We start from the raw sequence: 24,489 nt of genomic DNA on the forward strand, positions 1-24,489 counted from the left end.
CCAACGCACAGGGCACCGGCCCGCCCGCGCGGCATCAGCGCCCGGGCGGTGGATCACTCGGCCCGGCTCAGCTATACCGAAGACATGGACGACTTAGACATTGAACGCATCGCGCGCCAGGTCTTCGCGGCGGGGCGGGATCGTGCCCGCTTCGCGCCCTTGCGCGGCGACGATGCACCGGCAACCCTGGACGAAGCCTATCCTATCCAGGCGCGGGTCTATGCGCTCTACGAAGCGGCTGCTGACGCCGGACCGCTGGGTGGGCACAAGATTGCGCTCACATCGAAGGCGGTGCAGGAGCTATGCGGCATCGACACCCCAGCCTATGGCGCCGTCTTTCGTGACGAGGTTCGCGCCGCGCCCGTAACTCTGCGCCGCAGCGACTTCGTCCATCTCGGCCTCGAATTCGAAGTGATTGTGACGATGGCGGCAGACGTGCCGTCCGCAAACGCGCCTTACGACCACGACAGCATCGCCGATTATATCGAGGCCTGCGCGCCCGCCTTCGAGATCATCGAGGACCGTAACGCGGATTACGGCGATCTCGACGCGGAATCCGTGGTCGCAGACCGCTGCTGGTGCTATGGCGCGGTGCATGGACCCTGGGCAACAAATTGGCGAAACCTCAACTTCGCCACCCTACCGGTGAAGCTGTATTGGAACGGCAAGGTAGTCGATCGAGCCGTGACCGGTGCCTCGATGGGGCACCCCTTTGCCGGACTCGCCTGGGTAGCTAATCATCTTTACACCCGCGGTCGCACCCTGGCCAAGGGCGAGATCGTGATGACGGGTAGCGCACTCAAGACCCGCTTTCCCGAAGCCGGCGATCACGTCCGCTATGTCATCGAGGGCCTGGGCGAGACTGAGCTTCGCATCGAAGCCTGAGACAGGATTCATCTATGACTTACGACTTCAACGCCTCCCTTCGTCAAGATCTTCCGGTCGCGGCGCGCTGGACCGGATATCCGACCTATAACTTCGTCGGCGGGCACAACGATGCCGCGAACATTCCCGCCCAACATCTTGCCGAGGCGGCAGCCCGATCCCTGGCCCGCGACGGCCATATCCTCGCGACCTACAATATGGGCCATGGCCCCCAGGGCTATCTACCACTGCGCCGGGTCATCGCCACGATGCTACACAAGAGTGCCGGCATGGTATGCGACGCCAGTGAGATCGTGGTTACTTCTGGCTCCTTGCAGGCTATCGATTTGATAAATGCGGTGATGATTCAGCCGGGCGATACGGTGATCGTGGAGGCCGCGACTTATGCCGGTGCTCTGTCACGCCTGCGCTTGCACGGTGCCGACTGGGTCGGCGTTGATATCGACGAGGACGGCATGCGTGCCGACCAGCTGAAACAAGTTTTAGCCACGATGAAGAGCCGCAACGTACGCCCAAAATACATCTACACCATCCCGACGGTGCAGAACCCAACCGGCACGGTGATGAGTGTCGCACGCCGCCACGAGATCCTTGACCTCGCTACCAAATACGATGTGCCTATCTTCGAGGACGATTGCTACGCCGATCTGATGTGGGGCGAGCGTCGGCCGCCAGCGATCGGTGCCCTCGATACGGAGCGCCGCGTGATTTATTGCGGCTCGTTCTCCAAGTCACTGGCACCTGCGTTGCGGCTCGGCTACCTCATCGCCGACTGGTCGCTGTTGAACCGCGTGCTACCCGCCAAGAAAGACGGCGGCACCGGCGCCATCGACCAGATCGCCGTGGCCGAATACGCGGCTGAGTATTTCGCGAGTCATGTCGCAGGACTGCGCCAAACGCTCAAGGCCAAGTGCGAGGCGATGGTTGAGGCACTGGAGGTACATTTCGGCGTCGCCGCCGAGTTCGAGGTGCCGCGCGGCGGCATCTTCCTCTGGGTAAGGCTGCCGGACGCTGTCGACACCACCAAACTCGCCGAGACCGCCCTTGCCGAGGGGGTCGCGGTCAACCCGGGTGCCGACTGGTCGGCCGACCCGGAGACGGGCCGCCACAGCATCCGCCTCTGCTTCGGCAACCCTTCTACCGAGACCATCAAGAAAGGCGTCGCCCGCCTCGCCGAGATCTGCCGCCGCGAAACCGGTATCCCCGAGCGTAGCGCCAACCTGCAGCAGGGCTGACGGCACTGCCCGCTTGGGATCGATAGTGCGCTCCCCGGCCTTGCTCGCGTCGGCGAGAAGCTGGCGGCCATTGCTCACCTCGGGGGTTCAGCCATCCTTTTACCCGAACCTATATGGCACCGTACGCGCTCAATTTCCCGAGCTCAATCCGGCCCACCAACTCGGAGCGCACCCGGTTTGGTTGCTGTCAGAACCGCCGCGACCTCGCCTGCGCTCGGCATGGAATCCGCCGTGCCAGGGCGGGTGACAGAGAGGCCAGCGACCACGCAGCCGGTGCGCACTGCATCGACTATCTCAACACCGTTTGCGATCGCTGTGGCGAACGCGCCGCAGAACGCATCGCCCGCACCCGTGGCATCGACCACTGCACCGGCCTCGACGGCGGGGACATGCACGAAGTCTTCGCTCGTGCAGAGTGCGGCACCACGCGCGCCAAGCGTGATCACAGCGGCGCTGACGCCTTGCGCCAAAAAGACCTCGCCCGCACGGCGCGCATCATCGAGGGTCTCGACGGCGATCCCCGTGAGCAACTCCGCCTCGGTCTCGTTTGGCGTGACGAAGTCACAGAGCGCCAGTATGCCTTTCGACAGGGCCATTGCGGGCGCTGGGTTGAGAATGGTCTGCACCCCTGCCGCGCGCGCAATCTTAAGCCCCGATGCCGCCGCGGCTAGGGGCTGTTCGAGCTGGGTCATGAAGACCGTCGCCGTCTTGATTGTCGCCGCCTCGGCCTCAACATCCGCCGGCGTGATCGTTGCACCGGCGCCGGGGAAGAGCACGATGGCGTTCTCCCCCGACCCCTCCTCAACCAGGATAAAGGCCGCGCCCGTCGCGCCGTCCGCGCGCTCTACCACGCGCGCCGTGACCCCCGCGGCTGTCCATGTTTCACGCGCCAACATCGCAAAGGCATCGCGCCCAAGCGTGGAGATCAGCGTCACATCGGCGCCGAGACGTGCCGCCGCCACGGCCTGGTTTGAGCCCTTACCACCCGGGCTCTGGGCAAAGCTGTTGCCGATCAACGTCTCGCCCGGTCGCGGCGCGCGATCGGCGCGGAACGCGGTGTCGGCGACAAAGATACCGAGAATGACGATACGGCCGGACATGGCTACTCCGCAGGCGGCAGTGGGTGTTGAGCGTCAAGCACCGCCTTGCGCAGACCACAGAACGGGCATAGCAGCACGGCAAGATCAGTGAGCGGGAACCACTTCAGCCCATCATAGAATTTAGGACTTGTCCTAAACACAGCCACCGCCGCTGCGGATAAGCTTAGTCGGAGCGCCGTCCTATCTCAAGTTGCGGCCACTTGCTGGGAGATGACCCACTACCCCGGCACATCGAGACCTGGCTGCCAGTTCTCAGGCACGGCCCAGCGCTTCGTCCATGACAGACGTTTGTTGGGCACGCGCCACCGGTATGGGAAGCAGCAGGGCTCCCAAAATGACAAGACTACGCACAACATTCCCCTTATTCTTGGGCTTGGTTCTCAAATTAAAAATGGGGTCGGTGGGGAAATTCACTAGTGGGTACGGAGACAAACGAAACGACTGGGGGCTGGGTGTGCTAGCACTTTACCGCACGCTGACGGCGCTCGGAGCACCGCTGACCCGTTGGCATCTGCGCCGCCGCGCCGCCAAGGGCAAAGAGGACGCGGAGCGTCTTGCCGAGCGTTTCGGCGAGGCCGGCCTAGCGCGGCCCGAAGGCAAGCTGGTCTGGCTGCATGCGGCGAGCGTGGGCGAGGCAACCTCGGTACTACCGCTGGTCGAGCGTCTGCAGGAGTGTCGGGCGACCACAATCCTGGTCACCAGCAGTACCGTCACCTCGGCCGAGATGCTGGCCAGGCAGTTGCCGGCGGGTGTCATCCACCAATTCGTACCGGTCGATATCCCAGCCGCCGTAAGCGCCTTCCTCAACCATTGGCGATCCGACTTTGCGATATGGGTCGAATCTGAGCTTTGGCCCAATCTGGTTACGGCAACGGCCGCGCGGGGCACGCCAATGGTGCTGATCCAGGCGCGCCTTTCCGATGCCTCATTGCGGCGTTGGCGGCGAGCACCGGGGCTGATCCGCCGCGTGCTCTCCTGCTTCAAGCTGGTGCTGGCCCAGACCGAGGCCAATGCCGAGCGCTTCCGTGCTCTCGGCGCACGCTCAGTGGCGACCACCAGCACCCTGAAATACGCCAGCCCACCGCTGGCTGCAGAACATCACGAGTTGAAGGTGCTGCAGCGCCAAATCGGCGGCCGGCCGCTCTGGGTCGCGGCCAGTACCCATGCCGGGGCCGAAGAAACCGCAGTGCTTGATGCCCATATGGCGCTCGCCGAGCACCTACCGACGGTGCTCACGATCATCGTGCCGCGCCACCCCCAGCGCGGCGACGAGATGGCCTCGACGATCGCGGCGCGAGGTTACAGCGTGGCCCGGCGCAGCGCCGCCGACCTAATCGAGGCACACCACCAAATCTATCTCGCGGACACCCTGGGTGAGCTCGGCCTTTTCTATCGCATCGCGCCGGTAGCCTTCGTCGGCGGCACCCTGTCGGCGGCCGGCGGCCATAACATCATCGAGCCCATCCAACTCGGCACAGCAGTGGTCTGCGGGCCCGATCTGGCTAATTTCACCGAGGTCGCGGAGGACCTGACCAAGGCCGGCGCCCTGCGCACGGTGGCCGACGGCCATCAGCTCGCCGGAACGGTCGGCTTGCTGTTGCAGGATTCGGAGCGCCGCACCGAACTGGTGCAGCGCCAGAAGGGCGTGACCGACTCCCGGGCGGAGGTGCTGGAAGACGTCATGACCGCCCTCGGCCCTTATCTGCCGGTGCATAGCGAAGGGTGAGCCGGTAGTGCGCGCACCTGACTTCTGGCAAACGGACGGGATCTGGCCTCGCCTGCTCTCACCTATCGCAGCGGTCTACGGCTGGGCGGCGCGGCGACACCAACTGGCCGCGCGGCCCTGGCGAGCGCCGCTACCCGTGCTCTCGGTCGGCAATCTCGTCGTCGGCGGCACCGGTAAAACCCCGGTGACGCTGTCGCTCGCTGAGCGGCTCTCCAGGCGCGGGTGGGCACCCCACCTGCTGAGCCGCGGCTATGGCGGGCGCGCACGCGGCCCGCTGCGCGTCGATCCGGTCCGCCACGATGCCGCGCAAGTAGGCGACGAGCCCCTGCTACTGGCCGCCGCCGCCCCAACCTGGGTGGCGCGCGACCGTACCGCCGGCACGCGCGCCGCGATCGCCGCCGGTGCTGATGTGCTCGTGCTCGACGACGGCCACCAAAACCAGGCGCTAGCGAAGGACCTAGCGCTGGTCATAGTCGATGGCACCCAGGCCTTTGGCAATCGCCGCCTACTGCCCGCCGGTCCCTTGCGCGAGAGCATCACTGACGGCCTAGCGCGCGCCACTGCGGTCGTGCTGCTGGGCGAAGATGTCTCTGGGCTCAGAGATGAACTCCCAGGAACATTGCCATTGCTGACCGGACGTCTCGAACCCAAGAAGAATACCCTACATGGTAAGGTGGTAGTCGCCTTTGCCGGCATCGGCCGACCGCAGAAGTTCTTCGCCACCCTCGACGGCATGGACTGCGAAGTGCTGGGCAGGCACACCTTCTCTGACCACCATCCCTATCATGAGCACGAGATCCTAATGCTGCTGGACAAAGCCACCAAGCTCGATGCGCTTTTAGTGACAACGGCAAAGGACCGTGTGCGACTGCCGCCGCATTTGCAAGATTTAGTGGAGGTAGTGGAGGTCATGGTTGTCTGGGACAACGAGACCGCGCTCGAGGTGCTTCTAGCAGAGCTCGATAACGATGGCTAAAACCAGTCCTGGCAAACGTTTGCGCTACTTCTCTGAGTATCTGTTAGTGCGCCTTCTGTTCGTTATGTTCGGCATCCTGTCACTCGATGGCGCGTCGGCGCTCGGTGGGTGGCTCGGCCGGAAAATCGGACCGCGACTCAAGCTCAATCGACGCGCTGAAAAAAACCTTGCCATGGCAATGCCAGAAATCGATATGACCGAGCGCGAGCGCATACTCGATGGCATGTGGGGCCACCTTGGCCGTGTCTTCGCCGAATATCCCCACCTCGGCACGTTCGACCCCTACAACCCAGACGACGACCACCTCGTGGTGCAGAATTCGGATATCGTCGAGCGTCTGCACAATGACGGCATTGGTGGCATTTTTTTCTCCGCCCATATTGGCAACTGGGAGCTCGGCGCGCTCGGCGCGACGCGGCGCGGCATGGCGCTTGGCCAACTCTACCGGCCAGCCAACAATGCCCGCGTCGACCGTCTGATCATGGCCGCGCGCGCGCCGATCGGTGGCGACTACCAACCCAAGAGCGGGGGCGGCTTGCGGAGCCTCATGGCCATGCTCAAGCGTGGTAACCACCTCGCCATCATGGCCGATCAGCGCTACAATGAGGGCATCGCCGTGCCCTTCTTCGGCTGCAAGGCGATGACCGCGCCGACCATTGCCGAGCTGGCGCTGCGCTATCGCGTGCCCGTGGTGCCGGCGCGTATCGTGCGACTCCACGGCGCCCACTTTTGCCTCGAGTTCGAAGAGCCCCTGGCCCTACCCGACAGCGGTAACAAGCAACAAGACGTGCTGACCGTGATGACAGACGTCAACGCCCGCATCGAGGCCTGGATCCGTGAATACCCCGAGCAATGGCTCTGGGTGCACAGGCGCTGGTCAAAGGAGAATTAGTCTGCCCCCTCCGGCAGTCCCGCCTTGCGCAGGCCCTTGGCCATGCGGACTATCACCGGCTCCTTGAAGTTCCATAGCCAAAGCAGATTTCTCATCATCGCAATGGTGAAGCCAGGAAAAGATCGAGTAACGACGCCCTTGCCTCAGCAGCCATATCATTTTACGCGTTGACGGCGGCCTCTGCGTGACAACACTCTCGGCCAGAGCGTTCCCTCTCGGCAAAGAATAAATGTGGCGTGATTTTGCTCAACCAACCCGGGCGGCACGGCCCGCGCTTTGTGTCGATGGCGAGGGTCGGAGTATGGGCCGCCCTACCGCTTTGCCGCAAAGAACGCCTGCAACAGGTCGCCGGCGCGGCGCTCGTCGATGCCGCCATAAACGTCCGGACGGTGATGGCAAGTAGGCTGGCTGAAGAGACGCGGGCCGTTCTCAACACCGCCGCCCTTGGGGTCGGAGGCAGCAAAATAGAGCCGACGGATGCGTCCGAACGATATGGCCTGGGCGCACATTGGACAGGGCTCGAGGGTGACATAGAGATCGCAGCCGACCAGCCGCGGCGAGGCGATCAATGCGGCAGCGGCGCGCAGCACCAGTATCTCGGCATGGGCGGTCGGATCGCTCAGCTCTTCGACGCGATTACCATCGGCGGCCAGCACGGCGCCGCCGCCATCGACGACGACGGCGCCGACGGGCACCTCGCCGCGCGCGGTAGCCGCCTTGGCTTCAGCGAGGGCGAGTGCCATGGGTTCTGTCCGAGACATGGTAGCACCCTGCCGCCGGCCCGCGGGTGCGTCAACCGGGTTCCACCAGACCGGGTAGGGCTTTATGGTGCTGCCATGAGCGCGCCTGCAATGCCCTTGATAGGGGTCACCTTCGACGACGAGCCGGCCGGCGGCTATTCGAAATTTCCCTGGTACGCCTTGCGCCAGAACTATCTTTCTGTGCTCAGCGCGGCGAACGCTCTACCTATGGCGCTGGAGCAGGCGCCAGACCTCGCCGAAGCCTATGTGGAACGCCTTGACGGCCTGGTGGTCACCGGTGGCGCCTTCGACGTCGATCCCGCCTTGTTCGGCGGTGGCGTCCGCCACAATAGCGTCACTACCAAGGACGGGCGCACCGCCTTTGAGCTTGCTGTAACCCGCGCGGCACTCAACCACAACCTGCCCGTGCTCGGCATTTGTGGTGGCCAGCAATTGCTGGCCGTGGCACTCGGCGGCACCCTCATCCAACATATTCCCGACGCCATATCAAACGCATTAGCGCACGAACAGCCCAACCCGCGGGACGAGGCCGGGCACGCAGTGAACATCGTCGCCGATACCCTGCTACATCGCATCACCGGTAGTGAGACATTCATGGTTAACAGCGCCCATCACCAAGCGGTGGATACGGTGGGCGAAGATACGGTCGTGAACGCCCTGGCGCCCGACGGCGTGATCGAAGGCATCGAGGCGCCAGCTTACTGCTTCTGCCTCGGCGTGCAATGGCACCCCGAGTTTCTCATCTCCGACGGCGACCGCTGTCTAATCGCCGCCTTCGTCGCCGCCTGCCGGCCATGAATGAAGCCAAAAGCGAGCGCATCGCCAAGCGCCTGGCGCGCGTCGGGCTGTGCTCACGGCGCGAGGCAGAGCGCTGGATTGCCGCCGGCCGCGTGGCGGTAAACGGCGAGGTGCTGGAGAGCCCGGCCGTAGTCGTCGGACACAAGGACCGCATCTATGTTGATGGCAAACTACTCGCCGCGCCCGCGGCGACGCAGCTGTGGCGCTATCATAAACCGCGCGGCCTGGTCACCAGCCACCGCGACGAAAAGGGTCGCCCCACCGTCTTTGACGCCCTGCCCCGTGACTTACCGCGCCTGGTCTCCGTCGGCCGCCTCGACATCACCTCCGAAGGCCTGCTCCTTTTGACCAATGATGGCGCCCTGGCGCGATATCTTGAACACCCCTCAACCGCGCTTACCCGGCGCTATCGGGCTCGCGTCCACGGCAATGTGGACGACGCGGCTTTGCGCAGCCTGGCCAAGGGCGTGACCGTAAACGGCGTGCGTTACGCCAGCACCGAAATCTCGATAGATCGCCGTGGTGATGGTAAGAATAGCTGGCTCAACGTCAGCTTGCGCGAAGGCAAGAATCGCGAGGTGCGCAAGCTACTCATCCATGCCGGCCTAGTGGTCAACCGCCTCATTCGCATTTCCTATGGCCCCTATCAACTCGGCAATTTGAAAGCTGGGAAGGTAGCCGATGTATCGCGAAAGGTACTGCACGAGCAGTTGGGTAGAGACTGGACGGAGAAGCTGCGGTGAGAATCATCGGCGGCTCCTTGCGCGGACGCTGCTTACAGGTCCCGGCTGGGCGTGACATGCGCCCCACCGCGGACCGCGCCCGCCAGACTCTGTTCAACTTGATCGCGCACAGTGCTGCGCTCGGCGGGCTCACGCTCGAAGGCGCCACCGTCGCCGATATCTTCGCCGGCACCGGCGCCTTCGGTCTGGAGGCGCTATCGCGCGGCGCCAGGCGCGCGCTCTTCATTGAATCAGGCCGCGCCTCACTCACAGCCCTACGTGCCAACATCGCCGCGCTAGGCCTGGTGGACAGATCTCAGGTTATCGCCCGCGACGCCGTCCGCCCCGGCCCGGCCCCAACACCCTGCGATCTCCTCTTTCTCGACCCGCCCTACCGCGAAGGTTTCGTCCTGCCCGCGCTTGCGGCGCTGATGCAGAACGCCTGGCTGGCGCCGGGTGCAGTGGTGATTGTCGAGCACGCCACGGACGAAGACCTCCAGCCGCCGGATGGGATGGCGACCTTAAAAACACACAAGGTGGGCGCCGCCACGTTTGCCAATTGGCATATGCTACCTTGAGCGCCGGCGAGAATTTCAGACATGGCACGAGCAATAGCCAGGGCAGAAATGGCACTTCCAGATCGACGATCGAGAACGGCGGCGGGGCAATCACGGCTCGCGTCTAGGCGCGTTTCAAACTGGGGAACTCAGTCGCAGCATCGGATTATCCCTTCATCCTCGAGCCGCAGCACGCCGGTATGGAGCATGCGCTGTTTGTCGGTAAGGAAATGTAGGCGCGACTCTGGTCGCAACGTGTGTTCACCGTCACTAGCCGTATAATTTGGAAAACTGGTGTTATACTTGGACTTATGAGACTTTTTAGTGGCTGTCGCGTGGCGTAGCGGTGCGAGGTTTCGGTGGATGGCAAACTCGCATCTCGGCCTGCGCGCCTACTGCCGACCAGGGCATTCCGAGTGAGGCTATGAGGGGGCCGAACCGCGGCGGCTGGCGCGGCCATACTGGCGCCCCATTTCAACGGTCCTCGGCGGCGCTCGAACATCACTGTCGCTTTCTCTCCAACTGAGTGATCACCATGCGCGAGGAAACCTGGTTGCTCGACAGCGCCCTCAACAAGGTAGTCAAAATGCCAACGACGCTGGAGCGATTGTGCGACAAAGTGAGGGAAGTGGAATACCTATGGTCGAATTAAGGATCATCGTGGGCGGCGTCAGCATCCGCGTCGAGTTACTCGACACGCCGACCGCTGCGGCCGTGGCCGCGGCAGCGCCTTTTACCGCCAGCGCTAGGACCTGGGGCGAAGAGGTCTATTTCTCAACACCGGTGTCAGTGGCGCGCGAAACGGACGCCCGCGCCGTGGTCGAGGCCGGCGAGTTGGCCTTCTGGGTCGAAGGCGATTCCATCGCCATCGGCTTCGGCCGCACGCCTATCTCGCGTGGCGCCGAGATCCGTCTTGCTGCGCCGACTAACATATGGGGCCGCGCGCTCGACGATGTCAAAGCGCTGGCCAGCGTACGCGACGGCGATCCGGTCAGCGTCGAAGTATTCGACGATGCCTGACACCGGTGACCTTGCCGACCGCTTCGGGGTGCCTGTTAACCGTGAGGCGGTGGCCAAGGATTGGGCCGAGCGCGGTTACGACTGCCGGTCTTTCACCGACCCCCCGAGACAGGAGTGGAACGGCTTTGTTCACTCCACCAACGAGTTGATCACCGTAGTTGAAGGGCGCCTCAAACTGCTCATGGAAGGCAAGAGCCTGATCCTGGGTCCCGGTGACGAGGCTTTCATCCCACGGCACATGCGCCACTCGGTGCACAACATCCACGATGGCACCACACACTGGTTGTTCGGCTACGACTGAGCCCTAGCTGCCACCAGACGAAATGCCAGCACGATAACAATGGCCCCAATCACCAGCGGCGCGATGGGGAGGCTGAGGACGCCGGCCAACAATCGGGCCAGGAACGGTAGCGCGAAGATCGCCAGCAAGGCCGTCTTCTCCCAGGGCCGGAAGCCACCTTCGAGTCCCGCGGCAGCAAGCCAGGCGATTGGCAGCGCCAGCAGCATAAGGTCGTAATCCCAGCCATAGGGCGTCGCCAACAAAGTGCAAGCGACGAGTAGCGCGCTCTTCAAAGCCTGCGGCCCACTGCCGCGCCAGGCCCAGAACACTACTGCTAGGGCCGCCAGCGAGGCCAGCGCCTGGCCACCATAGGCCAGGCCCAGCGACCCGCCTAGCAGTCGCAGCGCCGCGAAACTGCTGATCGAGCGATGGTAGCCAGCAACACCCTGCTCGATGACCTGCTCGCGGGCGAAAGCCGAGCTCTCCAAAAAGGCCGCCCATATCTCCATACCATAGGCGCCAGTGGCCAGCACCACCGTGGCTAGGACGGTGGCTACGGCAGCGGCAAAGGCGCGCCAATGCCCGCCGGCGACAAGCGCAAAGGGGATTAGCAGGCTAAATTGCGGTTTGTAAGCGAGCAGGCCGATAAGCGCCCCGGCGAGCAGCGGCCGGCGTTTCAGCGAGAGCAACGCGAGGCCGGTCAGCCCGGTGCTGAGAAAGCCGTTCTGGCCATGGATAAGATTGACGAAAGCGGCCGGATAGGCGAGTGCCACCAGCATCGCCTGACGGCCGGCGACGATGCGCCGGATCGCCAGCAGATAAAGCGGCAGGGTCAACGCCATCCACACCGCTAGGGCGCCAAAATAGGACAGGCCCGCCAACAGGCCCGCCACCAGCAAATACGTGGGCGGGTAATGCCAGCTGTAATAGGGCACAGCCTCGCTGGCGAAGATGCGCTTTTGCGCCGCATGCAGCGCGGCGTGGGAATAGGCGTCGGCGGCGTGGCCCTCGCGCACCAGGGTACCAGCACCGTACATATGGCTAAAGTCGGTACCGACCGGCCGTCCTTGCGGGTCGAGCCCGCCTTGCGAGGCGGCCAGCATCACGCATAGGCCAGCCACGCCGCCGACCAGAATCAGGGCTGCATAGACCCGGACCCGCCACGCCGTCAGCCAATTTCCATCGCGGAGCACCGCCGGCCCGTGCCACGTCACTGTTGTGCCCCCGTCTATTCGCCATGCAGTATAGCGTTATCCACACAATGCGAGAGACGGTGATAATCACCATGAGACACGTATTCACTATGGCAGCACCATTGATGACTGGATCGCCAAGTATGCGAGAGACGGCGGCAACAGCTTTCCGAAAATGCCTCTCGCTTACGCCGGACGACGGCCCGGCGCAGAAGATGCTGCGCCGCTACGAAACTTGAGAATCAGTGCCGACCGAACAGCTTCTCGATGTCAGTGAGCTTCAGCTCGACATAGGTCGGCCGGCCATGATTGCATTGTCCGGAATGGGGTGTGACTTCCATTTCCCGCAGCAGCGCGTTCATCTCCTCAGGGCCCAGACGGCGGCCAGCCCGCACGCTGCCGTGGCAGGCCATGGTGGCGCAGACGTCGTCGAGGCGCTCCTTGAGGGCCAAGGCCTGATCGCCTGCGACGATATCCTCCGCAAGGTCGCAGACTAGCCCTGCCACGTCGCATTCGCCGAGCAGGGCCGGCACTTCGCGCACAATGAGCGCCCCATCGCCGAAGGGCTCGACCACGAGGCCGAACTCGGCAAGCTCCGAAGCACGGGCAGCGACGGCCTCGGCCGGACCGGGATCAAGCTCGACAACATCCGGGATCAGTAAAATTTGCCGCCCGACCTTGCCACCGGCGAGCTCGGCGCGCATGCGCTCAAGCACCAGGCGCTCGTGCGCCGCATGCTGGTCGACGATGACAAGGCCGTCGGTCGTCTGGGCAACAATATAGGTCTCGTGCAACTGGCCCCGCGCCGCACCCAGCGGATAGGTCTCGACCGACTCCTGCGCCGGCTCCGAGACGACGGGAGGTGCCAGCGGCGCCTGGTAGGCGGCAGCGTTTCCCGCTAGACCGAGACCCGGGCGCAGCGGCAGGCCGGGCTGTGGGCGGGCGGCGGCAAGCGCCGCATGGGCGACTGTTGTCGAGGCCCGGTGGCCGGCCTCATCGAGGGCATGCCTGAGCGCCCCGACCACGAGGTTACGCACCGCCGCCGGGGCCCTAAAACGCACCTCGGCCTTGGCGGGGTGCACATTGACGTCGACCTCCGCCGGATCAAGCGTGAGGAAGAGCGCCACCAGGGGATGACGGTCACGCGCCAGCAGGTCCTGATAGGCACCACGCACCGCGCCATAGAGCAGGCGGTCGCGCACGGGTCGGCCGTTGACGAAAAGATATTGCTGGCCAGCCCGACCACGGTTTAACGTCGGCAGACTGGTATAGCCCGCGACCGCGACGCCGTCGCGCGCCGCTGCTATCTCGAGCGCGTTGTCGGCGAACTCGGCGCCCATCAACGCAGCCAAGCGGTTGAGGCGCGACGCGAGCAGGTCGCCTTGCGCGGCGCCGACCGACAGTCGACTACGGCCGTTAGCCACGACTTTCACGGCAATCTCGGGCCTGGCCATGGCGAGCGGCGCGGCAAGGTTAAGCGCGACCGTAGTCTCCGCGAGCTCGCTCTTGAGAAACTTGAGCCGCGCCGGAGTCGCGAAGAAAAGATCGCGCACCTCGACGCGCGTGCCGGCACCGAGTGCCGCGGGCTTCGGTTTGGATATCTCGCCGCCAGTAACGCTGACCGCCCAGGCCGTGTCCGAGCCGCGAGCGCGGCTGGTCACAGTCATGCGGCTGACGGCGCCGATCGAGGGTAGCGCCTCACCACGAAACCCGAGGCTGCGGATATCGCTGAGATCATCGCCAACGAGCTTCGACGTGACATGACGATGCACCGCTAGCGGTAGTGCCTCACGCGCCATGCCAAAGCCGTCGTCGCCTACGGCTATGAGTGTCTTGCCGCCGTCCTCTAGCGTCACATCGATGCGCCCAGCCTCGGCATCAACAGCGTTTTCCATCAACTCCTTGACGACATTAGCGGGACGTTCGATGACTTCACCCGCGGCAATGCGGTTTATCAGGCCTTCCGGTAGCCGCCTCAGGCTCATCCCGATCCCGCCTCCGCCAGCGCAGTGCGGGCCCTCACTTTGACGGCTTCAACCGCCGGCTGATCGAAGGGATCAACCCCGAGCAGTTCGGCAGCAATGATGGTCTCCAACATGAAATGCATCAGCAGGCCGCCTATGCGCCGCTCGTCTAGATTTTCGATGCTGATGCGGCGCAATGGCCGCCCAGCAGCAGTGAGGGCATCAGCCATGGCATTACCCGCGGCCTCGACCATATTGCCGAGAGTCTTGTGCGCCAGATGGGCAAGTTCCGGCTCGTCCGCGATCAGGTCGGGCTCCACACTGCGCTCGCAGCCGGCACTGTCAAGCGTGAGCAAGGTCAGCAGCTTGTCGTGCGGCCCATCAAGATAGAGCTGAAGCTGGCTGTGTTGATCAATCGGCCCAAGCCCTGACACGGGCGTAGTGCCAAGGCCGTTCTTGCCCAGTGATTCGGCCCAGAGTTGGCGATGCCAGGCGGCAAGCTCAGCGAGCCGACCACAATAGGGCATAAGCACCGTAGTGCTAACATCACGTTCCTCTGCTAGACCAACCAATAGTGCGGCGCCACGCGCGGGCTCACAATCCTCGAGACGCTCGGCAGCAAGAGATACTGCCAACGCTTCAGCTGCGCCTGCGCGCACCGCCTCCGCGTCGATGCCCGCAAACATGGCCGGCAGCAGACCGACGGCAGAGAACACGGAATAGCGTCCGCCAAGTCCGGGGTCGTGATCAAGCACCGGTAGCCGCCAGCGCTCGGCCAAGCGCCGCAGAGGATTTTCGCCAGGCGCCGTTACCACCAGAAAGGCGCCACGCAATTCCTCTTCGCTAACCGCGGCCTTGACTGCATCGAAAGCGATGAGGAACTGCGTCAAGGTCTCATCAGTAGCGCCGGACTTGCTGATCACCACAAACAGGCTGCGTTCGAGATCGAGACCATCGATTAAAACGCCGAAATCGTGGCCGTCCGCAGCATCGGAGAAATGCAACCAAGCGCGTTGGGCCGGCGGCACTGGATGCACTACCAGTGCCGCCAGCGCCCGGCCGCCGAGGGTGGAGCCGCCGGTGCCGAGCACCACGAGATCGGTAAACTTACGACTCGCGACATCGACCAGCGGGGCCAGCACCGCAAGATCGTCGCGGCGCTCTGGCAGGGTCAGCAGCGAGCAACTGCCATCGACTTGCCAGGCGCGCAAGCGCTCCAAGGCCGGCGCAGTCCTCACAAGCGCAGCAGTGAAATGGGTATCCGACAGGCCATGGCTGCCGATGGTGCTGGCCAAGCAGCCCGACAGATCGTGCTCGTAAAGTGCGCCACCCCAGCCGCGGCAGCGACCCCCGCTCATACGCCGCGCGCCACCGCGCGCCAGCCAATATCGCGGCGGCAGAAGCCCTGGGGCCAGTCGATATGTGCCACGGCCTGGTAGGCGCGGGCCTGAGCTTCAGCGACGCCAGCCGCCCGCGCGGTAACGCCGAGCACGCGCCCACCAGTTGCTACCAGCCGGTCGTTGCAGCGCGCCGTACCGGCATGGAAGACAACCAGGTCGTCAGCGTCGAGGCCATCGAGACCGCGGATCTCGCTGCCTTTCTCGTACGACCCGGGATAACCCTCGCTTGCCATGACCACGCACAAAGCCGCCTCGTCGCGCCAGCGTAAGTCAAAATTAGCAAGCTCACCGTCATGAGTCGCCATCAGCGCCGGCAGCAGATCCGAGCGCAGTCGCGACAGTAACACCTGGCATTCGGGATCGCCAAAGCGGACATTGTATTCGAGCAGCTTCGGTCCCTGCCCGTCAATCATTAGCCCAGCGTAGAGGACGCCCTTGAATGGTGTGCCGGCCGCAGCCATGGCGCGCACGGTCGGCATGATGATCTCCGCCATGACCCGGTCTGCCATAGTGCTATCCAGAATTGGCGCTGGCGAATAGGCCCCCATACCACCGGTGTTGGGCCCAACATCACCGTCGCCCACGGCCTTATGGTCTTGGGCGCCGACCAGCGCCAGCGCGGTTTTGCCATCGACCAGCGCGAAAAAGCTCGCCTCTTCACCAACCAGCAGATCCTCAACCAAGATGGTCGAGCCAGCAGCCCCGAAACTACCGATGGTCGCGTTGGCGGCGAGGGCTTCATCCAGCGTCTGTGCGACGGTCACACCCTTGCCGGCCGCTAAGCCGTCGGCCTTAATCACCACCGGAGCGCCATGACTCTCGATATAGACCGCCGCCGCCGCCGCATCGTTGAAACTGCGCGAGGCCGCAGCGGGAATCCCGTTCTCCTCGCAAAGGGTCTTGGTGAAGGCCTTCGAGCCTTCCAATCGGGCGGCTGCCGCGTTTGGGCCGAAGGCGTCTATGCCCTCGGCATCAAGGCGATCGACCAAGCCAGCAACCAGGGGCGCCTCTGGGCCGACGACGACGAAGGCGATGCTTTCGTCACGGCAGAACGTAACAACAGCATCGAAATCCATGGCATCGATGGCGATACAGCGAGCAACCTCAGCGATCCCGCCATTGCCGGGCGCGCACAGCACTTCGTCGCACAGGGGCGAGGCGGCGATTGCCCAACACAGCGCATGCTCGCGACCTCCCGAGCCGATCACCAGAACCTTCATATCGTCCTGCATTCCCTCTTCGCGACGGAACGCATAGCAGCCCATGGCGCGAACGCTGTCAATGGACGCGGTAGCCTGCGCGCGGCTATCATTGCGCTATGACCGACGAAGCCAGCCTCATCGATAACACACCGGAATATTCTGTGAGCGAGCTATCCAGCGCACTCAAACGCACCGTCGAGGGGGCTTTTCAGCGCGTCCGTGTGCGGGGCGAGATCTCCGGCTTCAAGCGCGCCGCCTCAGGCCACCTTTATTTGTCGCTCAAGGATGACAAGGCGGTGCTTGACACGGTGGTTTGGCGCGGCGTCGCCGAAAACCTCAGCATGCGTCCGGAAGACGGCCTGGAAGTGGTCTGCGATGGCCGGCTGACCACCTACGCGGCGCGCTCACGCTACCAGCTCGTGATCGAGAGCATGACCGCGGCTGGCGCCGGGGCGCTGTTGGCGCTACTCGAGGAGCGCCGCCGAGCACTGGCAGAGGAAGGGCTTTTCGCGGCCGAACGCAAGCGCCCGCTGCCAGCGCTGCCCGAGCGCATCGGCGTCATCACCTCGCCAACGGGCGCGGTGATTCGCGACATCCTACATCGCCTGGGCGACCGCTTCCCACGCCCGGTATTGCTGTGGCCCGTGCGCGTGCAGGGCAAGGGCGCGGACGCGGAGATCGCGGCGGCGATTCGCGGCTTCGATGCGCTAGCACCCGAGGATCCGCTACGTCCAGATCTGCTAATCGTCGCACGCGGCGGCGGCAGCATCGAGGATCTCTGGTCCTTCAACGAGGAGCTCGTGGTGCGCGCCGCCGCAGACTGCACGATTCCCCTGATCAGCGCCGTCGGTCACGAGACCGATACCACACTGATCGACCTCGCCGCCGACGTGCGTGCGCCGACGCCCACGGCAGCAGCTGAGATGGCAGTGCCGGTGCGCGTCGAACTACTTGCCGACCTTGGCGACTATGAGCGCCGCATGGCATCGGTCGTGGCGCGCCGGCTCAATGGCGAGCACCACGCCGTCAAGGCCCTAGCGCGGGGCCTGCCGAGACCCGAGGCCATGCTCGGCGAAGCAGCACAACGGCTCGACGAGCGCAGCGAAAGCCTTCGCCGAGTGATGACCATGGCGCTCGACCGGCGCAGCGCCGCCCTCGCCGAGGCGGCGGCCGGCCTGGTCAATCCGCGCCAGCAGGCCCACGCCGCCGGCCTGTGTCTCGAGGCCTGTGCGCATCGCTTGCTGGCGTCAGGGGTGGCAAAACTGCGTCACGCCGGCGAAGGGCTCGCCCGCTTTACCCGCGAGCCGCGCCTACAGCGGGCCAGCGAGCGGCGGCTGAGTGGCGCATGGGACCAGTTGGCGGCTGCGGCTGCACGCCTTGAAAGCGTCAGTCACCGCAGTGTGCTCGAGCGCGGCTTCGCCGTCATCCGTGGTGCGGCGGGAGAGTTAATAAGGGCTAGCTCTGCTGCGCGCCGGGCCGGCGCGCTCGAGATCGAGTTCCACGACGGACGCGTCGCAACCCAGGTCGGCGTTGCGCCCCGCGGGCGCCGCGGTGGCCCTGACGACGACAGCCAAGGATCCCTGCTATGACCAAATCGATTGCGCTTGCGGCGTTGCTACTCGCCACCCTCGCCGAAACCGCTAGCGCCGGCCTTATGGAACTGCGCGGCACGACCGCACAAGGCGGCCTGCTGCGCGGCACCGTGGCGCCCGACTGCCGCGTGACCCTTGATGGACTGGAAGTCCCCGTGGCCGAGAACGGCGGCTTTCTCATCGGCTTTGGCTACGATCAGAAGCCCTGGGCGCTGGTCAAGGCTTTTTGCCCCGGCGCCCAAGCACGCCAATCCCTGCAGATCAGACAGCGCACTTACGACGAGCAGCACATCGACGGGCTACCCGAGGACATGGTCACCTATGACGAGGCAACGCTCGCGCGCATCCGCGTCGAGGCCGAAGCGGTGGCGGCGGCGCGCGCCGTCGAAACGGAGTTGCTGGCCCACCAGGCGCCCTTCGTCTGGCCGGTCATAGGCCAGATCACAGGCGTCTACGGCTCACGCAGGGTACTCAACGGCGTGCCCAAGCAACCGCACTACGGCGTCGACGTGGCCGCACCGGTCGGCACTCCGGTGGCTGCAGCGGCAGCCGGCGAGGTAACCTTCGCATCCGATCTCTATCTCAGCGGCAAGACCATCATCATCGATCACGGCTTCGGGTTATCGACTAGCTATCTACATCTCTCCGAGACAGCCGTTGGCGTCGGCGATACGGTGACGCAAGGTGAGACCATCGGTGCCGTCGGGACCAGCGGCCGCACCACCGGAGCCCATTTCGATTGGCGGGTAAACCTACTTGACAGACGTCTCGACCCAGTGCTCGTCGCTGGCCCCATGCCAGAGGAGTAAGCCATGCGCCAGCGCAGCAATCCCAAAAGCAAGCGTCTGCCTATCGAGATCGACACGACCTCGAACGGCGGTTTTGCGCCACAGCCGCTCGATAACGTCAGCCGCCGCGCTGAATACCCCGAGCAGCCCGGCCCGCATTCCCTAACCGACGAGCCGAAGGCGCGGCACGAGTGCCCCAACAATCTCGCCGCGCGCGGCGGGTCGTCGGTCTGAGGCACGCCATGGGACCACTACAAACCGTCTTCCCTATGCTCATCGTGATCGCGTTGATCGCGATCTTCATCGTGTTGATGGTGGGCGTCATCGGCATGGTGCGCGGCGGCAAATTCAATCGCCGCTACGGTAATACCCTGATGCGCCTACGCGTCGGTGTCCAGGCCTTCGCGGTGCTTTTAATCGTGATCTACGTGGCCTTCATCCACGGCGGCTGAGGACGCATGCGCCGCCGCCGTAAGCGGTTTGACAGGCTATGGGCCTAGCCATATTGTGCGTCTGCACAATAGGCGGATCAGTGCTGCGTCGGCCGGCGTCGCCGCAATTCAATCCCCTCGGAGCCAGCACGGATGAAAGCTCTCGTCGCGGTCAAACGCGTCATCGACTACAACGTCAAGATTCGGGTGAAAAGCGACAAGTCGGGGGTCGAGACGGCCAACGTCAAGATGTCCATGAACCCGTTTGACGAGATCGCGGTGGAGGAGGCCGTGCGTCTAAAAGAAGCAGGCACGGTGGACGAGATCGTCGCCGTCTCGATCGGCCCGCAGCAATGCCAGGAGACGCTGCGCACCGCATTCGCCATGGGTGCCGACAGGGGCATTCTGGTGCTCACCGACGAGGCGCCCGAGCCGCTCGCCATCGCCAAGCTGCTCAAGGCCATCGTGCAGGCCGAGAGCCCGGAACTGGTGATCGTTGGCAAGCAGGCAATCGACGACGATTCAAACCAGACGGGGCAGATGCTCGCGGCCATGCTGGGCTGGGCCCAGGGCACATTCGCCTCCAAGCTGACCCTGGCCGACGGCAAGGCTGAGGTGATGCGCGAGATCGACGGCGGGCTGGAGACGGTATCGCTGGCCCTGCCCGCAATCATCACAACCGATCTGCGCCTCAACGAGCCGCGCTACGCTTCGCTACCCAACATAATGAAGGCGAAGAAGAAGCCGATCGACCAGAAGACGCCGGCCGATTGTGGTGTCGACATCTCACCGCGGCTGGAGACACTGTCCGTGGAGGAGCCGGAAGCACGCTCGGCTGGTATCAAGGTCGAGGGACCGCGGGAGCTAATCGAGAAATTGCGTGATGAGGCGGGCGTCATCTGATGGCAGCGTTGGTCATAGCCGAGCACAACAACGCCGAGATCAAGGCGGCGACCTTCAACACGGTGGCCGCTGCGGCGGCGCTCGGCGACAAGATCGATGTGCTCATCGCCGGCGCTGACTGCGGCGTGGCAGCCGAGCAGGCCGCCGCGATCCCCGGCATCCGCAAGGTGCTGTGCGCCGATAACGTGGCGCTCAAGCATCAGCTAGCAGAAAACCTGGGCCCGCTGATCGCCAGCCTGGCCAAAGGCTACGGTCACGTGCTGGCACCGTCAGACACTTTCGGCAAGAACGTCATGCCGCGCGTCGCAGCCCACCTCAACGTGCAGCAGATCTCCGACATTATCACCGTCGAAGATGCCGATACCTTCAAGCGCCCAGTCTATGCCGGCAACGCCATCGCCACCGTGCGCTCGTCCGATCCGATCAAGCTGATCACCGTGCGCACGACTGCATTCAAGGCGGCGGAAGGTAGCGGTTCGGCCCCGGTTGAGAATATCGATAGCGGTGCAGACAATGCCCTTTCCAGCTTTGTCGGGCGCAAGCTATCGAAATCCGAACGTCCCGAGCTGACCGCGGCGCGGGTCATCGTCTCGGGCGGGCGCGGCATGCAGAATGGCGAGAACTTCGCCCTGCTCGAAGCCCTGGCCGACAAGCTCGGCGCCGCCGTCGGCGCCTCGCGTGCAGCGGTCGATGCGGGCTATGTGCCGAACGACTACCAGGTCGGTCAGACCGGCAAGATCGTGGCGCCAGAGCTGTACATCGCTGTCGGCATCTCCGGCGCCATTCAGCATCTGGCCGGCATGAAGGATTCTAAGGTGATCGTCGCCATCAACAAGGATGAAGAGGCGCCGATCTTCCAGGTCGCCGACTACGGTATCGTCGGCGATCTCTTCTCCGTGGTGCCGGCGCTGACCGAAGCGCTGGGCAAATATTGACAGATTAAGGGCACGGACGAAAACCATGGTAAACAGCGTAGCAATCATCGGCGCCGGACAGATGGGATCGGGCATTGCCCATGTCTGCGCACTGTCGGGGCTCGAGGTCACTCTCATCGATATCGCCCAGGAGCGGCTCGATGCAGCCCTGGCTGGTATCGACCGCAACATTTCGCGTCAGGTCGCGCGCGGCAAGGTTGAGGAGGCCGAGAAGGTGGCAGCGCTGGCGCGCATCAATCAGACGCTGGCGCTGGATGCAGCGGCCGAGGTCGATCTCGTGATCGAGGCGGCAACCGAGAACGAGGCGGTCAAGAAGGAGATTTTCCAGACCCTCTGCCCTAAGCTCACTAGCGCAGACACGTTGATCGCCACCAACACCTCGTCCATATCCGTGACGCGGCTCGCGGCGACCACCGATCGGCCGGGCAAGTTCATTGGCATGCATTTCATGAACCCGGTTCCGATGATGCGCCTGATCGAGCTAATCCGCGGCATCGCCACCGACGAAGAGACGTTTAGTCGCGTTCGTGAGCTAACCATAAGGCTTGGCAAGAGCCCAGTCAGTTCCGAGGATTTTCCCGCCTTCATCGTCAACCGTATTCTCTTACCGATGATCAACGAGGCCATCTACACGCTGTACGAGGGGGTGGGTTCGGTGGAAGCAATTGACACTGCCATGAAGCTTGGCGCCAACCATCCCATGGGCCCGCTGGAGCTAGCCGATTTCATCGGTCTCGATGTATGCCTGGCGGTGATGCAGGTCCTGCACGAGGGCCTCGCCGACACCAAGTACCGCCCCTGCCCGTTGTTGGCGAAATATGTCGAGGCCGGCTGGATCGGCTGCAAGTCCGGCCGCGGCTTCTACGACTACACCGGCGACGCCCCTGTGCCGACGCGCTAGCGCCATCGACTTTGCCGGGCTTGGCTGGCAATATCTGGCGCAAAGGCATCACGTCGCACAGGGAGGAAGTATCATGATCGTGGCATCATTGCGTTCGCTGGGTGGGCAGTTCTGCGCCGCGTTCGTATTGACCTTGGGCCTCACCGCAACGTCCCCGGCCCAGGCGGAAGACGGTGAGATCTCCATCGCCGTCGTTACCTTCCTTTCCGGCCCGGCGGCGGCGCATTTCGGCGTGCCTGCGCGCGAGGGCGCGGAGACCACCATCGATGCACTCAATGCCGGCGCCTTCCCCGCGCCCTACAACACGCCAGGCATCGGCGGCATGAAGATCGTACCGATCTTCGTCGACGAGGCGGGTGGCGCCACCAAGCAGGTGGCCGAGTTCCGCAATCTGGTGCAGCGGCGCAATGTCGACATCATCATGGGCTACATCTCCAGCGGCGATTGCCTGGCCATTCCCCAGGTCGCCGAGGAACTCAAGCAGTTCACTATTCTCGTCGACTGCGGCACGCCGCGCGTCTTCGAGGAGGCGAGCTACCAATACGTCTTTCGCACCGGCCCGCACGCGGCGATGGACAACGTCGCCATCGCCCGCTACCTGCTCGACCGCAAACCGGATGTAAAGACCATCGCCGGACTCAATCAGAACTACGCCTGGGGCCAGGACTCCTGGAACGATTTTCAAGGCTCTATGGAGGTGCTCAAGCCCGGCATCGAGGTCGTCGATGTGCAGTTCCCGAAGCTTTTTGCCGGCCAGTTTGGCGCCGAGATCTCGGCGCTTCTGTCCAGGAGACCCGATGTCATCCATTCGAGCTTCTGGGGCGCCGACCTTGAAGCTCTGATCCTGCAGGGCGGCGGTCGCGGCCTGTTCGAGCGCAGCCAAGTGGTGCTGTCGGCCGGCGAGCACGTGCTACATCTGATCGGTGACCGCATGCCGGACGGTACCTTTCTCGGCGCCCGCGGTCCGCACGGCCCGTTTGCGCCCGAGAGCGAGATGAACACCTGGTTCCACAACACCTATACCGAACGTTGGGGCCATGTGCCGAACCAGGGTGCCTACAAATACACCATGGCGCTGTTAGGCCTCAAGACGGCCTATGCCAAGGCCGAGGCTGTGGCCGGGTCTGCGCCAACGCCGGAGCAGGTAATGCAGGCGCTGACCTATCTCGAATGGGACAGCCCCAGCGGCATGGTCAAGATGGCGCTGGCCGACGGCCACCAGGCGATCCAGGCCAATGCCATCGGCACCAGCCGCTACGACGAGGCAGAAGGTCGTATCGTGGTAGACGACGTCGTCTACTACAACGCCGAATGCGTCAATCCGCCGCCGGGTATCAAGGCCATCGACTGGATCCGTCAGGGCTTCCCCGACGCTAAGTGTAACTGATGGACCTTGATCTCTCCGGCAAGACGGCGCTGGTCACGGGGTCCTCCCGCGGCATCGGGTTCGAGACCGCGGTGGGGCTCGTCGAGATGGGCGCCAAGATTATCGTGCACGGACGCACCAACACTTCCGTAAACGATGCGCTCGCCCGCCTCGAAGAACGCATCGCTGCCGCCGACGCCGTCGGGATCGCCGCTGATCTCGGCACGGCTGCCGGCTGTGATGCCATCGCTGCCGCGCACCCGATGGTCGACGTGTTGGTCAACAATGTCGGCATTTACCGGCCCGAGCCTTTTAACGAGGTCGGCGACGATACTTGGCAGGTATATTTTGACATCAACGTCATGTCGGGCGTACGCATGGCGCGGCACTATCTTAAAGGGATGCTCGAGCGCGACTGGGGACGGGTTATTTTTGTCTCTAGCGAATCCGGCGTCTTCATCCCTCCGGAGATGATTCATTATGGCTTCTCCAAGGCGGCGCAGTTGGCCATCGCCCGCGGATTAGCCGAAACCACTAAGGGTTCAAACGTGACCGTCAACTCTGTGTTGCCCGGCCCCACCTGGGTCGAGACCCAGGAGCGCAACATGGGCCCGCGGGCCAAGGCCGAGGGGCGCAGCATCGAGGAACTCAAGGCCGAAATCTTCGCCACTCGCCGCCAGTCCTCGCTCTTACAGCGCTACGAGACCCCGGACGAGGTCGCCAACATGATCTGCTACGCCTGCAGCCCTGCCGCCTCAGGCACCAACGGCGCCTCGCTGCGCGTCGAAGGCGGGATCGTGCGTAACTTCGTCTAGCCCTCAATTGGCAGAATACCTTACATCAATTACGGAGACCGTCACTG

At 64.0% G+C, this 24,489-nt stretch carries 25 protein-coding genes; 19 read left to right on the plus strand and 6 right to left on the minus strand.

Annotation, left to right across the window (positions count from 1 at the left end):
• The first annotated feature begins 84 nt into the window (after positions 1-84).
• Complete coding sequence (locus QF629_08610) at positions 85-885, plus strand: fumarylacetoacetate hydrolase family protein (protein MDP6013589.1); 801 nt, start codon at positions 85-87, stop codon at positions 883-885.
• Between the two features lie 14 nt (positions 886-899).
• The gene (locus tag QF629_08615; protein ID MDP6013590.1) at positions 900-2,120 is read left to right on the plus strand and encodes a PLP-dependent aminotransferase family protein; all 1,221 of its coding nucleotides are present in this window, start codon (positions 900-902) and stop codon (positions 2,118-2,120) included.
• A 143-nt stretch (positions 2,121-2,263) separates the two neighbouring features.
• On the opposite strand, the gene QF629_08620 is transcribed toward QF629_08615, so the two are convergent.
• Entirely contained in the window at positions 2,264-3,220 is a 957-nt protein-coding gene (locus QF629_08620; GenBank protein ID MDP6013591.1) for a ribokinase, read from the minus strand.
• A 454-nt stretch (positions 3,221-3,674) separates the two neighbouring features.
• Here QF629_08620 and QF629_08625 point away from each other — a divergent pair, with 454 nt between their 5' ends.
• Genes QF629_08625 through QF629_08635 form a run of 3 tightly spaced genes read left to right on the plus strand, consistent with a single transcriptional unit; the run spans position 3,675 to position 6,814 of the window.
• Entirely contained in the window at positions 3,675-4,946 is a 1,272-nt protein-coding gene (locus QF629_08625) for a 3-deoxy-D-manno-octulosonic acid transferase (GenBank protein MDP6013592.1), read from the plus strand.
• Between the two features lie 7 nt (positions 4,947-4,953).
• Entirely contained in the window at positions 4,954-5,922 is a 969-nt protein-coding gene (lpxK, locus tag QF629_08630) for a tetraacyldisaccharide 4'-kinase (GenBank protein MDP6013593.1), read from the plus strand.
• On the plus strand, positions 5,915-6,814 hold the full coding sequence (locus QF629_08635; protein ID MDP6013594.1) for a lauroyl acyltransferase: 900 nt from the start codon (positions 5,915-5,917) through the stop codon (positions 6,812-6,814). The genes lpxK and QF629_08635 overlap by 8 nt, the downstream gene beginning before the upstream one ends.
• 311 nt (positions 6,815-7,125) lie before the next feature.
• Here the strand turns inward: QF629_08635 and QF629_08640 are convergent, their stop codons facing one another.
• Positions 7,126-7,557 carry a nucleoside deaminase gene (locus tag QF629_08640; GenBank protein ID MDP6013595.1) on the minus strand — a complete coding sequence of 144 codons (432 nt, stop codon included), beginning with the start codon at positions 7,555-7,557 and terminating at the stop codon, positions 7,126-7,128.
• 93 nt (positions 7,558-7,650) lie between these two features.
• Between QF629_08640 and QF629_08645 the strand changes: the two genes are divergently transcribed.
• The 5 genes from QF629_08645 (at position 7,651) to QF629_08665 (ending at position 10,973) form a co-directional block, all read left to right on the plus strand.
• Entirely contained in the window at positions 7,651-8,373 is a 723-nt protein-coding gene (locus QF629_08645) for a gamma-glutamyl-gamma-aminobutyrate hydrolase family protein (GenBank protein MDP6013596.1), read from the plus strand.
• Complete coding sequence (locus QF629_08650; GenBank protein MDP6013597.1) at positions 8,370-9,116, plus strand: pseudouridine synthase; 747 nt, start codon at positions 8,370-8,372, stop codon at positions 9,114-9,116. The genes QF629_08645 and QF629_08650 overlap by 4 nt, the downstream gene beginning before the upstream one ends.
• Positions 9,113-9,673 (plus strand): 16S rRNA (guanine(966)-N(2))-methyltransferase RsmD, encoded by a 561-nt coding sequence (rsmD, locus tag QF629_08655; GenBank protein MDP6013598.1) that lies wholly within the window; start codon positions 9,113-9,115, stop codon positions 9,671-9,673. Before QF629_08650 ends, rsmD begins: the two co-directional genes overlap by 4 nt.
• Positions 9,674-10,291: 618 nt before the next feature.
• Positions 10,292-10,672 carry a cyclophilin-like fold protein gene (locus QF629_08660; protein MDP6013599.1) on the plus strand — a complete coding sequence of 127 codons (381 nt, stop codon included), beginning with the start codon at positions 10,292-10,294 and terminating at the stop codon, positions 10,670-10,672.
• Positions 10,665-10,973, plus strand: coding sequence for a cupin domain-containing protein (locus tag QF629_08665; GenBank protein ID MDP6013600.1), 309 nt, complete (start codon positions 10,665-10,667; stop codon positions 10,971-10,973). The genes QF629_08660 and QF629_08665 overlap by 8 nt, the downstream gene beginning before the upstream one ends.
• Here the strand turns inward: QF629_08665 and QF629_08670 are convergent.
• From QF629_08670 to purD, 4 genes are all read right to left on the minus strand, one after another.
• Positions 10,964-12,166 (minus strand): glycosyltransferase family 87 protein, encoded by a 1,203-nt coding sequence (locus tag QF629_08670; protein ID MDP6013601.1) that lies wholly within the window; start codon positions 12,164-12,166, stop codon positions 10,964-10,966. The two genes, QF629_08665 and QF629_08670, sit on opposite strands and share 10 nt — an antisense overlap.
• Positions 12,167-12,387: 221 nt before the next feature.
• The gene (gene mutL, locus QF629_08675) at positions 12,388-14,130 is read right to left on the minus strand and encodes a DNA mismatch repair endonuclease MutL (GenBank protein ID MDP6013602.1); all 1,743 of its coding nucleotides are present in this window, start codon (positions 14,128-14,130) and stop codon (positions 12,388-12,390) included.
• Positions 14,127-15,467 carry a glucose-6-phosphate isomerase gene (locus QF629_08680; protein ID MDP6013603.1) on the minus strand — a complete coding sequence of 447 codons (1,341 nt, stop codon included), beginning with the start codon at positions 15,465-15,467 and terminating at the stop codon, positions 14,127-14,129. The genes mutL and QF629_08680 overlap by 4 nt, the downstream gene beginning before the upstream one ends.
• Positions 15,464-16,729, minus strand: a complete 1,266-nt coding sequence (purD, locus tag QF629_08685) for a phosphoribosylamine--glycine ligase (GenBank protein MDP6013604.1) — start codon at positions 16,727-16,729, stop codon at positions 15,464-15,466. The genes QF629_08680 and purD overlap by 4 nt, the downstream gene beginning before the upstream one ends.
• Positions 16,730-16,827: 98 nt before the next feature.
• Here purD and xseA point away from each other — a divergent pair, with 98 nt between their 5' ends.
• The 9 genes from xseA (at position 16,828) to QF629_08730 (ending at position 24,442) form a co-directional block, all read left to right on the plus strand.
• Entirely contained in the window at positions 16,828-18,300 is a 1,473-nt protein-coding gene (gene xseA, locus QF629_08690; GenBank protein MDP6013605.1) for an exodeoxyribonuclease VII large subunit, read from the plus strand.
• Positions 18,297-19,112, plus strand: coding sequence for a M23 family metallopeptidase (locus tag QF629_08695; GenBank protein ID MDP6013606.1), 816 nt, complete (start codon positions 18,297-18,299; stop codon positions 19,110-19,112). Before xseA ends, QF629_08695 begins: the two co-directional genes overlap by 4 nt.
• Before the next feature lie 3 nt (positions 19,113-19,115).
• Positions 19,116-19,325, plus strand: coding sequence for a hypothetical protein (locus QF629_08700; protein ID MDP6013607.1), 210 nt, complete (start codon positions 19,116-19,118; stop codon positions 19,323-19,325).
• 8 nt (positions 19,326-19,333) lie between these two features.
• Complete coding sequence (locus tag QF629_08705; protein MDP6013608.1) at positions 19,334-19,543, plus strand: twin transmembrane helix small protein; 210 nt, start codon at positions 19,334-19,336, stop codon at positions 19,541-19,543.
• Between the two features lie 132 nt (positions 19,544-19,675).
• Positions 19,676-20,425, plus strand: a complete 750-nt coding sequence (locus QF629_08710; protein ID MDP6013609.1) for an electron transfer flavoprotein subunit beta/FixA family protein — start codon at positions 19,676-19,678, stop codon at positions 20,423-20,425.
• Positions 20,425-21,360, plus strand: a complete 936-nt coding sequence (locus QF629_08715; GenBank protein MDP6013610.1) for an FAD-binding protein — start codon at positions 20,425-20,427, stop codon at positions 21,358-21,360. The genes QF629_08710 and QF629_08715 overlap by 1 nt, the downstream gene beginning before the upstream one ends.
• Before the next feature lie 25 nt (positions 21,361-21,385).
• The gene (locus tag QF629_08720; protein ID MDP6013611.1) at positions 21,386-22,261 is read left to right on the plus strand and encodes a 3-hydroxybutyryl-CoA dehydrogenase; all 876 of its coding nucleotides are present in this window, start codon (positions 21,386-21,388) and stop codon (positions 22,259-22,261) included.
• Between the two features lie 73 nt (positions 22,262-22,334).
• Positions 22,335-23,648 (plus strand): ABC transporter substrate-binding protein, encoded by a 1,314-nt coding sequence (locus tag QF629_08725; GenBank protein ID MDP6013612.1) that lies wholly within the window; start codon positions 22,335-22,337, stop codon positions 23,646-23,648.
• Positions 23,648-24,442: an SDR family oxidoreductase gene (locus QF629_08730; protein ID MDP6013613.1), complete on the plus strand. Its 795-nt coding sequence runs from the start codon at positions 23,648-23,650 to the stop codon at positions 24,440-24,442. The genes QF629_08725 and QF629_08730 overlap by 1 nt, the downstream gene beginning before the upstream one ends.
• Positions 24,443-24,489 lie beyond the last annotated feature (47 nt).

Source organism: Alphaproteobacteria bacterium (assembly GCA_030739735.1).
GTDB lineage: Bacteria > Pseudomonadota > Alphaproteobacteria > UBA7887 > UBA7887 > UBA7887.

What these genes read in the sequence shown, in the direction of transcription:
- QF629_08610 (MDP6013589.1), top strand. Translation starts at nt 85, where the DNA reads ATGGACGACTTAGACATTGAACGCATCGCGCGCCAGGTCTTCGCGGCG.
- QF629_08615 (MDP6013590.1), top strand. Translation starts at nt 900, where the DNA reads ATGACTTACGACTTCAACGCCTCCCTTCGTCAAGATCTTCCGGTCGCG.
- QF629_08620 (MDP6013591.1), bottom strand. Translation starts at nt 3,220, where the DNA reads ATGTCCGGCCGTATCGTCATTCTCGGTATCTTTGTCGCCGACACCGCG.
- QF629_08635 (MDP6013594.1), top strand. Translation starts at nt 5,915, where the DNA reads ATGGCTAAAACCAGTCCTGGCAAACGTTTGCGCTACTTCTCTGAGTAT.
- QF629_08640 (MDP6013595.1), bottom strand. Translation starts at nt 7,557, where the DNA reads ATGGCACTCGCCCTCGCTGAAGCCAAGGCGGCTACCGCGCGCGGCGAG.
- QF629_08645 (MDP6013596.1), top strand. Translation starts at nt 7,651, where the DNA reads ATGAGCGCGCCTGCAATGCCCTTGATAGGGGTCACCTTCGACGACGAG.
- QF629_08650 (MDP6013597.1), top strand. Translation starts at nt 8,370, where the DNA reads ATGAATGAAGCCAAAAGCGAGCGCATCGCCAAGCGCCTGGCGCGCGTC.
- QF629_08660 (MDP6013599.1), top strand. Translation starts at nt 10,292, where the DNA reads ATGGTCGAATTAAGGATCATCGTGGGCGGCGTCAGCATCCGCGTCGAG.
- QF629_08665 (MDP6013600.1), top strand. Translation starts at nt 10,665, where the DNA reads ATGCCTGACACCGGTGACCTTGCCGACCGCTTCGGGGTGCCTGTTAAC.
- mutL (MDP6013602.1), bottom strand. Translation starts at nt 14,130, where the DNA reads ATGAGCCTGAGGCGGCTACCGGAAGGCCTGATAAACCGCATTGCCGCG.
- QF629_08680 (MDP6013603.1), bottom strand. Translation starts at nt 15,467, where the DNA reads ATGAGCGGGGGTCGCTGCCGCGGCTGGGGTGGCGCACTTTACGAGCAC.
- purD (MDP6013604.1), bottom strand. Translation starts at nt 16,729, where the DNA reads ATGAAGGTTCTGGTGATCGGCTCGGGAGGTCGCGAGCATGCGCTGTGT.
- xseA (MDP6013605.1), top strand. Translation starts at nt 16,828, where the DNA reads ATGACCGACGAAGCCAGCCTCATCGATAACACACCGGAATATTCTGTG.
- QF629_08695 (MDP6013606.1), top strand. Translation starts at nt 18,297, where the DNA reads ATGACCAAATCGATTGCGCTTGCGGCGTTGCTACTCGCCACCCTCGCC.
- QF629_08700 (MDP6013607.1), top strand. Translation starts at nt 19,116, where the DNA reads ATGCGCCAGCGCAGCAATCCCAAAAGCAAGCGTCTGCCTATCGAGATC.
- QF629_08705 (MDP6013608.1), top strand. Translation starts at nt 19,334, where the DNA reads ATGGGACCACTACAAACCGTCTTCCCTATGCTCATCGTGATCGCGTTG.
- QF629_08710 (MDP6013609.1), top strand. Translation starts at nt 19,676, where the DNA reads ATGAAAGCTCTCGTCGCGGTCAAACGCGTCATCGACTACAACGTCAAG.
- QF629_08715 (MDP6013610.1), top strand. Translation starts at nt 20,425, where the DNA reads ATGGCAGCGTTGGTCATAGCCGAGCACAACAACGCCGAGATCAAGGCG.
- QF629_08720 (MDP6013611.1), top strand. Translation starts at nt 21,386, where the DNA reads ATGGTAAACAGCGTAGCAATCATCGGCGCCGGACAGATGGGATCGGGC.
- QF629_08725 (MDP6013612.1), top strand. Translation starts at nt 22,335, where the DNA reads ATGATCGTGGCATCATTGCGTTCGCTGGGTGGGCAGTTCTGCGCCGCG.
- QF629_08730 (MDP6013613.1), top strand. Translation starts at nt 23,648, where the DNA reads ATGGACCTTGATCTCTCCGGCAAGACGGCGCTGGTCACGGGGTCCTCC.